General features: G+C 76.2%; 10 protein-coding genes. 4 read left to right on the top strand and 6 right to left on the bottom strand.

Going from position 1 to position 12,979, the window contains the following annotated elements:
• Window positions 1–17 precede the first annotated feature (17 nt).
• Window positions 18–1,037 carry a mycothiol synthase gene (mshD, locus tag ACTJIY_RS18440; protein ID WP_440673927.1) on the bottom strand — a complete coding sequence of 340 codons (1,020 nt, stop codon included), beginning with the start codon at window positions 1,035–1,037 and terminating at the stop codon, window positions 18–20.
• A gap of 185 nt (window positions 1,038–1,222) precedes the next feature.
• Here mshD and ACTJIY_RS18435 point away from each other — a divergent pair, with 185 nt between their 5' ends.
• Window positions 1,223–2,422, top strand: a complete 1,200-nt coding sequence (locus tag ACTJIY_RS18435) for an FAD-dependent oxidoreductase (RefSeq protein ID WP_440673929.1) — start codon at window positions 1,223–1,225, stop codon at window positions 2,420–2,422.
• A 40-nt stretch (window positions 2,423–2,462) separates the two neighbouring features.
• Window positions 2,463–3,836, top strand: a complete 1,374-nt coding sequence (locus tag ACTJIY_RS18430) for an MFS transporter (RefSeq protein WP_440673930.1) — start codon at window positions 2,463–2,465, stop codon at window positions 3,834–3,836.
• Between the two features lie 118 nt (window positions 3,837–3,954).
• On the opposite strand, the gene ACTJIY_RS18425 is transcribed toward ACTJIY_RS18430, so the two are convergent.
• The 5 genes from ACTJIY_RS18425 to ACTJIY_RS18405 form a co-directional block, all read right to left on the bottom strand.
• A complete protein-coding gene (locus ACTJIY_RS18425) occupies window positions 3,955–4,926 on the bottom strand; it encodes a pentapeptide repeat-containing protein (protein ID WP_440673931.1) in 972 nt (323 codons plus the stop codon).
• Between the two features lie 153 nt (window positions 4,927–5,079).
• On the bottom strand, window positions 5,080–7,098 hold the full coding sequence (gene acs / locus ACTJIY_RS18420) for an acetate--CoA ligase (protein WP_440673932.1): 2,019 nt from the start codon (window positions 7,096–7,098) through the stop codon (window positions 5,080–5,082).
• Window positions 7,099–7,330: 232 nt separating this feature from the next.
• A complete protein-coding gene (locus tag ACTJIY_RS18415) occupies window positions 7,331–8,167 on the bottom strand; it encodes a TrmH family RNA methyltransferase (RefSeq protein WP_253055275.1) in 837 nt (278 codons plus the stop codon).
• Window positions 8,168–8,170: 3 nt separating this feature from the next.
• Window positions 8,171–9,658 (bottom strand): NAD-dependent malic enzyme, encoded by a 1,488-nt coding sequence (locus ACTJIY_RS18410; RefSeq protein WP_440673933.1) that lies wholly within the window; start codon window positions 9,656–9,658, stop codon window positions 8,171–8,173.
• A 371-nt stretch (window positions 9,659–10,029) separates the two neighbouring features.
• Window positions 10,030–10,851: an HAD family hydrolase gene (locus ACTJIY_RS18405; protein ID WP_253055277.1), complete on the bottom strand. Its 822-nt coding sequence runs from the start codon at window positions 10,849–10,851 to the stop codon at window positions 10,030–10,032.
• A gap of 118 nt (window positions 10,852–10,969) precedes the next feature.
• On the opposite strand from ACTJIY_RS18405, the gene ACTJIY_RS18400 reads away from it, so the two are divergent.
• Window positions 10,970–11,710, top strand: a complete 741-nt coding sequence (locus ACTJIY_RS18400) for a pilus assembly protein FlpE (protein ID WP_440673934.1) — start codon at window positions 10,970–10,972, stop codon at window positions 11,708–11,710.
• A complete protein-coding gene (locus ACTJIY_RS18395) occupies window positions 11,707–12,972 on the top strand; it encodes a TadA family conjugal transfer-associated ATPase (RefSeq protein WP_440673935.1) in 1,266 nt (421 codons plus the stop codon). The genes ACTJIY_RS18400 and ACTJIY_RS18395 overlap by 4 nt, the downstream gene beginning before the upstream one ends.
• Window positions 12,973–12,979 lie beyond the last annotated feature (7 nt).

Genomic DNA, 12,979 nt, shown 5'->3' with positions numbered 1-12,979 from the left:
ACGGTGCGTGACACGCGTCACCGCGCGGCCGGGCGCGCGTACTGCACGTGCACGGCGCGCCGCGTGAAGCCCGCGCGCTCGTACGTGCGGACGGCGGGCACGTTGTCGCCGTCCACGTAGAGGACCGCGGTCGTGGCGGCCCGGTCGGCGAGGTGCGCGAGCCCGACGGCGGTCAGCAGCCGGCCGAGCCCCTCGCCCTGGGCGGTCGGGACGACCCCGACGACGTAGATCTCGCCCTCGCGCGCGCCGTCGGGCTGGCCGGTCGGGATCTTGGTCCAGACGAACCCGACGAGCTCGGGCGCCCCGTCGTCGGGCGCCGGGTCGCGCTCGAGGAGCAGGAGCCCGGCCGCGTCGAACCAGTCCTCGCGCATCCGGGCGCGCAGGTCGTCGACCGTGAGCCGGCCCTGCTCCGGGTGGTGCGCGAAGGCGAGCCCGTTCGCCCGGACCCACGCGGCGTCGTCGTCCCCGGGCACGAACGCGCGCAGCCGCAGGCCGTCGGGGACGGCGGGGCGCTCCTGCGGCCCGGCGAGCGGCCGTTCGAGGACCAGCAGCTCGCGCACGACGGCGTAGCCCGCCCGCGCGGCCAGGCCGCGGGCCGCGGGGAGGTCGCCGTGGGCCCACACCCGCAGCGGGGGGCGCGGCGTGCGGGCGGGCTCGCCGTCGGTCTCCGCGCCGGGGTGCGGCTGCCCGTCGTGGTCGGCGCCCCGGTCGCTCGGCCGCGGCTCGGCAGCGCGGTCCGCGGCGCTGCCGAGCAGGTGGAACCCGAGCCCGTGCCGGCGGTGCGCGGGGGCGACGACGAGCTCCGCGCTCGGTGCGTCGCCACGCTTGTCCACCTGTGCGTAGCCCGCGAGCTCGCCCGCGCGCCACGTGAGGAGGTGCACGACGTCGTCGGTCGCCTCGCGCAGGTTGAGCAGCGGCTGCTCGGAGAGGGGGGCGACGCCGTCCGCGCTCTCGGCCGCGGCGGCGAGCTCGTGGACCTGCGTGATCTCGACGTCGTCGATGAGCGGCCCGGTGTGCCAGAGGATCGCGGTCTCCACCGCCCCATCTTGCCCCCGGCGCCCGCGACCGGCCGAACCCGGCCCGCGCCGTGCCGAACCCGACGTTGCCCGTCGTCGAGCACGACATGGAGGTCGCCATCGGCTCGATAACGCCCCTCATGTCGTGTTCGGCACGTTGCTGGGTGGCGGGGAAGGTTCGGCTGGGCCGGGTCGTTGAAGGGGGCGTGAGCCAGGTGACGGATGTGCGGGACGCGGTGGGCACGGGTGCGGGGGGTGCCGGTGGCCCGGGCGCCGTGCGCGACGTCGTGGTCGTCGGGGCCGGGCAGGCGGGGCTCTCCGCCGCGTACCACCTGCGGCGCGCCGGGCTGGACCCGCTCGTGCTCGACGGCGGTCGTGGGCCGGGCGGGGCGTGGCGGGAGCGCTGGGACTCGCTCACGATGGCCGAGACGCACGCCGTGCACGACCTCCCGGGCGTCCCGCTCCCGGCCGGCGACCCCGCGGAGCGCGCCAACGTCGCCGTGCCGCGCTACTACGCGGCGTACGAGCGCGAGAACGACCTGCGCGTCGTGCGCCCGGCCACGGTCGACGACGTGGTGGAGGACCCCGACGACCCCGCCCTGCTGCGCGTGCGCGCGACGGTCGGCGCCGGGCCGGACGCGCGCGGGCTCGTCGTGCGGACGCGCACCCTCGTCAACGCGACGGGCACGTGGACCCGGCCGTTCTGGCCCCGCTACCCGGGCATGGAGACGTTCCGCGGCCGCCAGCTCCACACGCACGACTTCCGCGCGGCCGAGGACTTCGCGGGGCAGCACGTCGTGGTCGTCGGCGGCGGGGCGTCCGCGACGCAGCTCCTGCTGCAGATCGCGCCGCACGCGTCCGGGACCACGTGGGTCACGCGCCGCGAACCGGTGTGGGTCGAGGAGGAGTTCTCGCCCGAGCTCGGTCGTGCTGCCGTCGCGCGCGTCGCCGAGCGGACGTCGGCCGGCCTCCCGCCGGGGAGCGTCGTCTCCGTGACGGGCCTCCCGCTCTCCCCGCGTTACCGCGCCGGGATCGCGAGCGGGGTGCTGCGGCGCCGGCCGATGTTCGAGCGGGTCACGGCGTCGGGCGTCGAGTGGGCCGCGGGCGCGAACGACGACGGGCTGCTGTTCCAGCCCGCCGACGTCATCCTCTGGGCCACCGGGTTCCGCGCCGCGCTCGACCACCTCGCGCCGCTCGGTCTGCGCGCGCCCGGGGGCGGGATCGTCCTCGACGGCACGACGGCGGCCCGCGACCCCCGCGTGCAGCTCGTCGGGTACGGGCCCAGCGCGTCGACGATCGGTGCGAACCGGGCCGGTCGCGAGGCCGCGCGTGGCGTCCTGCGCGCTCTCGCGGCGAGCCCGCGGCGCGGCGGCGCGGCAGGATCTCGGCGTCCGGTGGCGGCGTAAGGGCTCGTCAGGGCCGCTCGCCGGGACCTACCGTGCTCCGGTGAGCACCGAGCAGCCCGCCCCCGAACCGGCGACCCCGTCCTCCGACGTCGGTTCCGACGTCCCCGTCCTCCCGACGCAGCGTCGCACCCTGACGACCCTCGCCGCGACGCAGGTGCTCTCGGGCGTGGGCGTCGCGAGCGGGATCGCGGTCGCGCCGCTCGTCGCGTCCGCGCTGTCCGGGTCGGACGCGATCGCGGGCCTCACCTCGACGTCCGGCGTCGTCGGTGCCGCCCTCGTCGCGCTGCCGCTCGCGCACGTGGCCGGACAGCGCGGGCGGCGGCCGTCCCTGCTCCTCGGGTTCGGCGTCGCGACCGGCGGAGCGGTCCTCGCGACCGTCGCCGTGCTCGTGGGCTCCTGGCCGCTGCTCGTCGTGGCCATGCTCCTCTTCGGGTCGGGGACGGCGGCCGGCCTCGCGTCGCGCTTCGCGGCGACCGACCTCGCGACGCCCCAGCGGCGGGCGCGCGACCTCTCCGTGGTGGTGTGGGCGACGACGGTCGGCTCCGTCGTCGGTCCGACCCTCGCCGGGCTCGCGGACCGCGTCGCGGGACCCGGCCTGCGCCTCGGCGACGCGCACGCGCAGCACGGCTCGACGGCGCCGAGCGCGGCTCCGTTCGTCCTCGCGGCGGTCGCGTTCGCGCTGGCGGCGGTCGTCGTGGTGGTCTGGCTGCGGCCGGACCCGCTGCTCGCGTCGCGCGCGACGGCCGACGCGGTGTCCGACACGGGCCTGGGAGCGGTGCCGGGCGCCGGACCGGGAGACGGCAAGGGCTCGTCGTGGCGCGACGGTCTGCGCGCCGGGTGGGCCGTCGTGTCGGCCAGCCCGACGGCGCGCCTCGCCCTCGGCGCGATCGTCCTCAGCCACCTCGTCATGGTCGGGCTCATGTCCATGACGCCCGTCCACATGAACCACGGCGGGGCGACGCTCCAGGTCGTCGGGCTCGTCATCAGCGCGCACATCGCGGGCATGTACGCCCTGAGCCCGGTCGTCGGGTGGCTCGCGGACCGGGTCGGGCACGCGCGCGTCCTCTATGTCGGGGGCGCGCTGCTCCTCGCGGCCGCGGTCGTCGTCGCGGGCGCGCCGGGGGAGGACTCCGCGCGGCTGACGGTCGGCCTCGTGCTCCTGGGGCTCGGCTGGTCGTGCGGGCTCGTCGCCGGGTCGGCACTGCTCGTCGACGCGACGCCCGGGCCGTCGCGCACGTCCGTGCAGGGTCTCTCCGACCTCGCGATGAACGCGGGCGGCGCCGTCGGCGGCATCCTCGCCGGGGCGATCATCGGGTTCTCGTCGTACGGCGCGCTCGCCTGGGGCGCGGCGGCCCTCGTCGCCGTGTGCGCGGTGCTCGCGGCCCCGCTGGCACGGCGGGCCACCCTGCGCTGACAGCGTCCGCGCCGACAGCGTCCGCGCCGACCGCCGCCGAGATCGGCGCTCCCGGTCCAGATCGGCGGTCGCGGCTGCCGATCTCGGCAGGCAGTGCCGACGTCGCGGTGCGCCCGGGTCAGGGAAGGAGCGCGGCGGGGAGGGTCGTGCGCTCGTCTCGGCGGACGGCGCCGGCCTGCGCCGGGGTGAGGAAGAGCGCACGCGCGAGGTCGGCGCCGCGCGCGTCGGCTCCGCGGAGGTCCGCTCCCAGGAGGTCGACGGCGTCCAGCCGGGAGCCGCGCAGGTCGGCGCCCAGCAGCAGCGCGGCCCGGAGGTCGGACCCGGTGAGGTCGAGCCCGCGCAGGTCGGCGCCGACGAGGTCCGCGCCGGGTCGCAGGCGGCGTCGCGCACCGGCGTCCGGCACCCGGTGCCCGACGGCGGCGCGCGGCGCCGTCGCCGGGCCGTGCCCCTCGGTCCGGCCTCGGCCGCGGGCGGACCGGGACCCGGCGCCGGCCGCGCCTGGAGGACGGCGGGACGCACTGGGCCGGGCGGCGTCGCGGACGAGCACGCTCGCGCGGTCGACCAGCGGCCCGACGTCGCGGCGGACGGCGCCGACGTCGAGCGCGAGGAGGTCCGCCGGGGCGAGGTCCGCGAGGGGTGCCGTCCGGTCGAGGGCCCGGCGCGCGTCGTCGTGCACGGGTGCCGCGGCGGGGAGCGACAGCACCTCGGCGAGGTACCAGAGCAGCTCGTGGAGCTGCGTGACGACGGGGAGCGCCGCGAACGCGTCGCGCGCGGCGGCCGGGTCGTCGCGCCAGGTCGCGCCGTCGTGCGCGGACCGGACGGACGCGGTCACGCGCTGGCCGGCCCCGAGGCAGTCGTACGCGACGCAGCCGGGGAACCCGGACTCGCGGAGCCGGGCGTGGATGCCGCAGCCGAAGTCGTCGCGCAGGTTCGGGCACGGGGCGCCCGCGGGCTTGTCGATCGCGAAGTCGGCGGAGCGCACGAGGTGGAGACCCACGCAGCACAGGCCGGTGCAGCGCGCGCAGTCGCTGCGCAGGCCGAGCTCCTCGACCAGGAGGGAACGACCGTCGGCCGCGGGAACGGGGATCACCTCCCGACGCTACGCCGTCCACGGGCCGTCGGGCACGGCCATATCGACGGCGGGTGTTCGCTCACCGAACACGACCCTGCCCGCGCACGAGAACGGGGTCGGTGTCGTTCTCGCGCGGAGAACGACACCGACCCCGTGGTCGGCGAAGGCCGGTCAGTCCTCGGACGACGACGGCTTCTGCAGGCCCGCCGAGATGAGGTCCATCACCGACGAGTCGGCGAGGGTCGTCGCGTCGCCGACGGTGCGGTTCTCCGCGACGTCGCGCAGCAGACGGCGCATGATCTTGCCGGACCGGGTCTTGGGCAGCTCCGGCACGACGAGGATGCGCTTCGGCTTGGCGATCGGGCCGATCTCCTTCGCGACGTGGTTGCGCAGCTCGGTCTGCACGGCCGCCGCGCCGTCGGCGTCGGACGCCCGGCCGGCGTGCTCGCCGCGCAGGATGACGAACGCCACGACGGCCTGGCCCGTGAGGTCGTCGCTCGCGCCCACGACCGCGGCCTCCGCGACGATCTCGTGCGAGACGAGCGCCGACTCGATCTCCGTGGTGGACAGGCGGTGCCCCGAGACGTTCATGACGTCGTCGACGCGGCCGAGCAGCCAGACGTCGCCGTCCTCGTCCTTCTTGGCGCCGTCGCCCGCGAAGTAGATGCCCGGGAAGCGCGACCAGTACGTGTCCGTGAAGCGCTCGAGGTCGCCCCAGATGCCGCGCAGCATGGAGGGCCAGGGCTCGGACAGCACGAGGTACCCGCCGCCGCCGTTCGGCACGGAGCGCGCCTCGTCGTCGACGACGTCCGCGACGATGCCCGGGAGCGGCACCTGGGCGGAGCCCGGCTTGGCGGCCGTGACGCCCGGCAGGGGCGAGATCATGATCGCGCCGGTCTCCGTCTGCCACCACGTGTCGACGATGGGCGTGCGGTCGCCGCCGATGACGCGGCGGTACCACATCCACGCCTCGGGGTTGATGGGCTCGCCCACCGACCCGAGCACGCGCAGCGACGACAGGTCGAACTTCGCGGGGATCTCCTCGCCCCACTTCATGCACGCGCGGATCGCCGTCGGCGCGGTGTAGAGGATCGAGACCTTGTACTTCTCCACGATCTCCCACCAGCGCCCCTGGTGCGGGGAGTCCGGGGTGCCCTCGTAGATCACCTGGGTCGCGCCGTTGAGCAGCGGGCCGTAGACCACGTAGGAGTGGCCCGTGACCCAGCCGATGTCGGCCGTGCACCAGTAGACGTCGCTCTCGGCCTTGAGGTCGAAGACGTTGCGGTGCGTGTACGCGGACTGCGTGAGGTAGCCGCCGGTCGTGTGGAGGATGCCCTTGGGCTTCCCGGTCGTGCCGGACGTGTAGAGGATGAACAGCGGGTGCTCGGCCTCGACCCAGACCGGCGTGTGGGTCGTGTCGGCCGACTCGAGCGCGTCGTGCCACCACACGTCGCGGCCCTCGGTCCACGCGGTGTCCTGGCCGGTCCGGCGCACGACGAGCACGTGCTCGACCGTCGTCGGGTCCGCGCCCTCCTTCTGCGCGAGCGCCTCGTCGACCGCGGGCTTGAGCGCGGAGGCGGCGCCGCGGCGGTAGCCGCCGTCGGCCGTGATGACGAGCTTCGCCTCCGCGTCGGCGATGCGGCTGCGCAGCGCGTCCGCCGAGAACCCGCCGAACACGACCGAGTGCGGCGCACCGATCCGCGCGCACGCGAGCATGGCGACGACCGCCTCGACGATCATCGGCAGGTAGATGACGACCCGGTCGCCCGTCTCGACGCCGAGCGCGGCGAGCGCGTTGGCCGCGCGCGACACGTCGCGCTGCAGCTCGGCGTACGTCACGGTGCGGGTGTCGCCCGGCTCGCCCTCGAAGTGGATCGCGACCCGGTCGCCCAGACCCGCCTCGACGTGGCGGTCGACCGCGTTGTACGCGGCGTTGAGCGTGCCGTCGGCGAACCAGCGCGCGACCGGCGCCTGCGACCAGTCGAGCGTCTCGGTGAAGGGCGTCCGCCAGGTGACGAGGTCGTTCGCCTGCCGTGCCCAGAACGCGAGCCGGTCGGCGCGCGCCTCCTCGTAGAGCTCGGGCTTCGCGTTCGCCTGCGCGGCGAACTCCGGGCTCGGCGGGAAGCTCCGGGTCTCGTGGAGGAGGTTCTCCAACCCGGGCTGGGCGGTGGTGGACTCGTTCTCTGGCACGCTGACCTCCGGTGCGCATCGACTCTGGTGCGGCGCCCGTGCGTGGGCCGCCGAGGGAGGGGCGGCGGGGCGCAGGGCGGTCGGACGCCCACGACGGTGGGCCCCGACCTTGGGGAGTCTAGACCCGTTGTCGTGAGCGCGGTCACAGGAGTCCATCATTCGGCGGGACCGCTCGCAAATGCCCGCCGGCGGTCGTCGGCGGCGTGGCAGAGGCTGCTCCGCCGTGGCGGCGTCAGCGGGACCGGCGCTGCCGGACGGCTTCGTACAGCACGACCGTCGTCGCGCTCGCGGCGTTGAGCGAGCTCGCCGAGCCGAGCATCGGGATGCTCACCATGACGTCGCACGCCTCGCGCCACCCGGCGCTGAGGCCGGTCGTCTCGTTGCCGGTGAGGACGAGCGTCGGGCCGGTGAGGTCGTGGTCCGCGAGCTCGACGTCGCCGTCCTCGTCCGTCCCGAGCAGGGTCAGGGGAACCCCGGCGGAGCGCTGCGCGGCGACCCAGTCGAGGACGTCGCGCCCCGCGGGGACGCGCACGGTCGGCACGGAGAAGATCGAGCCCGTGCTGGCGCGCACGGCGCGCGGGTCGTACGGGTCCGCGGCGTGCCCCGCGACGACCAGCCCGCCGCCGCCGAACGCGTCGAGCGAGCGTGCGACGGTCCCGACGTTGCCCGGGCTCGTGGGGCGGTCGAGCACGACGCCGAGGAACGCGGCGCCCTCGTCCCCGGCGGCACGGCCGCCGACGGCGATCCGCCCCAGGTCGTCGGGCGGCGTCGCGACGACGGCGAGCAGCTCCGGCGCGTCGTCGTCCTTGCCTCCGAGCTCGCGCATGAGCTCCGACGACACCGCGAACCGCCGGGTCCGGACGCGGTCGAGCATCGCGTGCGCCCAGCTCGACAGCGACCGGTCCGCGTCGACGAGCCAGGTCCGCACGGTCCAGCCCGACTCGACGGCGAGCGTGATCGGCCGCACGCCCTGGACGACCATCTCGCCCGCGCGGTGCCGCTTGGTGCGGTTGGTGAGCAGCGCCTCCCACTGCTGGAACGCGGCGTTGCGGGTGGTGACGCGCTGCACGGGTCAGGCCTCCGGGGTGGTCGTGGTCGGCGCGGCCGACGGGGATGCCGGCACGGGCGCGACGCGCGGGAGCCCGCCGGTGAGCGCGGCGGGCTCGGCCGCGTCCGCCGCGCGCGCTGCGCGCTCGACGGCCGCGGCGACGAGCGACGTCACCTCGGGGTTGAACACGCTCGGGATGATGTAGGTCGGGTTGAGCTGGTCCTCGTGGATCGCGGACGCCAGGGCGCGCGCGGCCGCGAGCAGCATGCCGTCGGTGATGCGGTGCGACTGCGCGTCGAGGAGGCCGCGGAACACGCCCGGGAACGCGAGGACGTTGTTGATCTGGTTCGCGAAGTCGGAGCGCCCGGTGCCGACGATCGCCGCGTGCCTCGCCGCGTCGACCGGGTCCACCTCGGGGCGCGGGTTCGCCATCGCGAAGACGATCGCGCCGGGCGCCATGCGCGCGACGTCGTCGCCCGTGAGGACGTCGGGCGCGGACACGCCGATGAAGACGTCCGCGTCGACGACGGCCTCGCGCAGCGTCCCCGTGACGTGGCGCGGGTTGGTGTTGACGGCGGTCCAGGCGAGCGACGGCGACAGGCCGGGCCGCGCGGGGTGGACGACGCCCTCGATGTCGGCGACGACGACGTCGTGCGCGCCCGCGGCGAGCAGGAGCTTGAGCACCGCGGTCCCGGCGGCGCCGGCGCCCGACAGCACGATGCGCACGTCGGGCAGGTCCTTGCCCACGACCTTCAGCGCGTTCGTCAGCGCCGCGAGCGCGACGATCGCCGTGCCGTGCTGGTCGTCGTGGAACACGGGGATGTCGAGCTCGGCGCGCAGCCGGGCCTCGATCTCGAAGCAGCGCGGCGCCGAGATGTCCTCGAGGTTGATGCCCGCGAACACGGGCGCGATGGCCTTGACGGTGCGCACGATCTCGTCGACGTCGGTCGTGTCGAGCGCGATGGGGAACGCGTCGATGTCCGCGAACCGCTTGAACAGCGCGGCCTTGCCCTCCATGACGGGCAGCGAGGCGAGCGGGCCGATGTCGCCCAGCCCGAGCACGGCCGAGCCGTCGGTGACCACGGCGATGGTGTTGCGCTTGATCGTGAGCCGGCGCGCGTCCTCGGGCTTGGCCGCGATGGCCTCGCACACGCGCGCGACGCCGGGCGTGTAGATCATCGACAGGTCGTCGCGGTTGCGGATCGGCACCTTGGACTCGATCTGCAGCTTGCCGCCCAGGTGCAGCAGGAACGTGCGGTCCGAGACGCGGTCCACGACGACGCCCGGCAGCGCGCGCAGCGCCTCGACGATCTGGCCGGCGTGCTCCTCGCCGCGCGTCGCGACCGTGACGTCGACCGTGATGCGCTCGTGGCCCGAGGCCGTGACGTCGAGGGCGGAGACGATCCCGCCGGTGTGCTCGATCGCCGTCGTCAGCTCGCTCACGGCGGTGGGGCGCGCCTCGACCTGGAGCCGGACGGTGATGGAGGAGGAGACACTCGGCGCTGACGTCATGGGCTCCAGTATCGCGCGGCGACCGCGCGCCCGGCACGACGACGGCGCCCCCTCAGGAGCGCCGTCCCGCCAGCACCGTGGCGGCTATCAGGCGTGCAACCGTGTCCGCTGCAACGGCGCGAGGTGGCCGTCGTGGCCGGGTCTCGTCCGGTCAGCGAGTCCCTACGTGGACTTCCTGCGCGTGGGTACCGCCGAGATGCTGTTGTCCCTCCATCACAGCCCGGGCGGCCGACGAGCGCAACCGCTCCGCGGGGACTTCCACACCGTGTTCTACGGACGTTCGAACAGCCCGGAGCGGTTGGTCCGGGAGGTCCGGATCGGGCCCTTCGGCGGGCGGCGGGAGTCGTCTCGTGATCCCGGCCGCGCCCCGTTCAGCCGCGGCGGCGACGGCGCAGCGCGCGCCACGCGACCCACGCCACCACGCCGAGCGCGACGACCCCCGCCACGGCGAGGACCGGCGTCGACCCCGAGAGGTGCGACCGCAGCGCGACCGGCTTCGAGAACGTCAGCGCACCCCAGCCGTGCTCGGCGGCGAGCCGGCGCAGCGTCCGGTCGGGGTTGACGACGAACGCGTGCCCGACCGCGCCCAGCATCGGCGCGTCGGTCACCGAGTCGGAGTAGGCGTAGCTCGCCTCCAGGTCGTACCCCTCGTGCGCGGCGAGCTCGCGGATCGCGACGGCCTTGTTCTCGCCGTACGCGTAGAAGTCGATCGCGCCCGTGTACCGGCCGTCCTCGACCGCCATGCGCGACGAGATCGCGTGGTCGGCGCCCAGCACCGCGGCGATGGGCTCGACGACCTCGCTCCCGGAGGCGGACACGATGACGACGTCGTGCCCGTGCTCGTGGTGGGACTCGATGAGCTCGACCGCCTCCGCGTAGACGACGGGGTCGATGTGCTCGTGCAGCGTCTCCTCGACGATGCGCGACACCGTGGCGACGTCCCACCCGGTCACGAGGCTCGACAGGTGCGCGCGCATGCGCTCGGTCTGGTCCGCGTCGGCTCCGCCCACCATGAACAGGAAGTGCGCGTAGGCGCTGCGCAGCACGTCCCCGCGGTTGATGAGCCCGCCGGCGAAGAACGGCCGGGAGAACGCCGCGGCCGACGACGTCGCGATGATCGTCTTGTCGAGGTCGAAGAACGCGGCGACCCGGCCGGTGCGGGGCGGGTCCGTCGGGTCCGGGAGCGGGGTCACGGTCGCGAGCCTAGCCGCGGAACGTGGCCGTCCACAGGAGCGCTCGCCGGGGCGCCCGTCCACAGGTCGCGGTTCCGCCCCGACGCCACCCGCCCGGTCACGGCAGGGTGGGTCGCCGGTGGACGGGCGGGGGGAGGACGCGATGGGCGGGGCGGTCGTGGCGGTGGTGGGAGCGCGCGGCGGCGCGGGCGCGAGCGTGGTCGCCTCCGCGCTCGCCCGCGCGGTGGCGCGACGTCGCGCACCCACGTGCCTGGTCGACCTCGCGCTCGTGGGCGGTGGGCTCGACGTGCTCCTCGGCATCGAGCAGGACCCGGGCGTGCGCTGGCCCGACCTGGCCGACGCGCGCGGTCGGCTCGACGGCGAGGACCTCCTCGCGCGCCTGCCGCGGTGGGGCACGGTCCCGGTCGTCAGCACCGAGCGCGGCGGCGGCCCGGAGCCCGCGGCGCTCGCGGACGTCGTGGCGGCGCTCGCCGAGGTCACGTCCGGCCGGTCGGGGGTGCTCGTGCTCGACGTCGACCGTGCCGCGCTCGGGCCTGGTGGTGCCGGCGGGGAGCTGCTCGGGGCGTGCGACGAGGTGCTGGTCGTGACGCCGCTCGACGTGGCCGGGGTCGCGGGCGCCGCGGCGGTGCGCGACCGGGTCCCCGGCCCGGCGGCGCTCGTCCTGCGCCGACCGGCTCCGGGTCGGTTGTCCGGCGGGGAGGTCGCGGACGCCGTCGGGCTCGGGGTCGCCGCGGCGGTCGGCTGGGACCGGGGGCTCGCCGCGGCGATCGAGCGCGGCCAGGGCCCGTGCGTCGGGCGCGGGCCGGTCGTGCGCGCGGGACGCGACCTCGCGGCGCGGTACGCGGGGAGCCTCGGGTGAGCGGGCGCGACCCGAGGCCGGGACGCTCGGAACGGGGGCGCGGCCCGCTGCTGGACGGCGTCCGGGACCGCCTCGTGCGGGCCGGCGCGGAGGCCGGCCTGGGCTCGGCGGGGCCTGACGACGCGGCCGTCGCCGACGCGCTGCGGGCGTCCGGGCGCGTGCTCGGCACGACCGCCCTGCGGGAGCTGACGCGCACGGCGCACGCGGAGATCTTCGGCGCCGGACCGCTCCAGCGCTACCTCGACGAGCCCGGGGTGACCGACGTGCTCGTCAACGGGCCCGACGAGGTCTGGGTCGACCGCGGCGCCGGGCTCGAACGCGTCGTCGTCCCGCTCGGAGGGCCGGAGGCCGTGCGATCGCTGGCCGTGCGGCTCGCCGCCGCGGGCGGGCAGCGACTCGACGACGCCTCGCCCGTGGTCGACGCCCGGCTGCCCGACGGGACGCGCCTCCATGCGGTGGTGGCTCCGGTGTGCGGGGCCGGCGCCGTGATCTCGCTGCGCGTGCTGCGGACCCGGACGTTCGGCCTGGCCGACCTCGTCGCGTCCGGCACGGTCCCGCACGCCTGGGAACCGGTCCTGCGCCGGCTCGTCGCGGCGCGCGCGAGCGTGCTCGTCTCCGGCGGGACCGGGACCGGCAAGACGACGCTGCTCGCCGCGCTGCTCGCGCTCGTCCCGCCCGACGAGCGCATCGTCTGCGTCGAGGAGGCGCGCGAGCTCGACCCGGACCACCCGCACGTCGTCCCGCTCACGGCACGCCGGGCGAACGTCGAGGGCGCGGGCGGCGTCGACCTCGCCGACCTCGTGCGCGCCGCGCTGCGGATGCGCCCCGACCGCATCGTGCTGGGGGAGTGCCGCGGCGCGGAGGTGCGCGAGGTGCTCATGGCGCTCAACACCGGCCACGAGGGCGGGCTGGCGACCATCCACGCGAACGACGTCGAGGTGATCCCCGCGCGCCTGGAGGCGCTGGCGGCCCTCGCGGGGATGGACCGCGCCGCCGTGGCGGCGCAGGCCGCCGGCGGGCTCGACGTGGTGCTGCACCTGCGTCGGCTGCGCGCGGGCGGCACGACCCGGCGCGTGCTCGCCCAGATCGGCGTCGTGCGGAGCGACGAGCGGGATGGTCTGCGCGTGGACCTCGCGGGGTCGTGGGACGGCGCTCCGGTGCTTCCGGAGGGGCCGGACCGGGCCGACAGGTCGCCGGCCGATGGCACGGGGCCCGTCGCCGGCCCCGCGTGGGACGAGCTCCTGGCGCGGTGGTGCGCGTGAGGTTCAC

The organism is Cellulosimicrobium sp. 22598 (genome assembly GCF_052044445.1).
GTDB lineage: Bacteria > Actinomycetota > Actinomycetes > Actinomycetales > Cellulomonadaceae > Cellulosimicrobium > Cellulosimicrobium cellulans_G.
The sequence above is the reverse complement of the archived record's forward strand: the minus strand, read 5'-3'. Positions and strand labels throughout refer to the sequence as shown.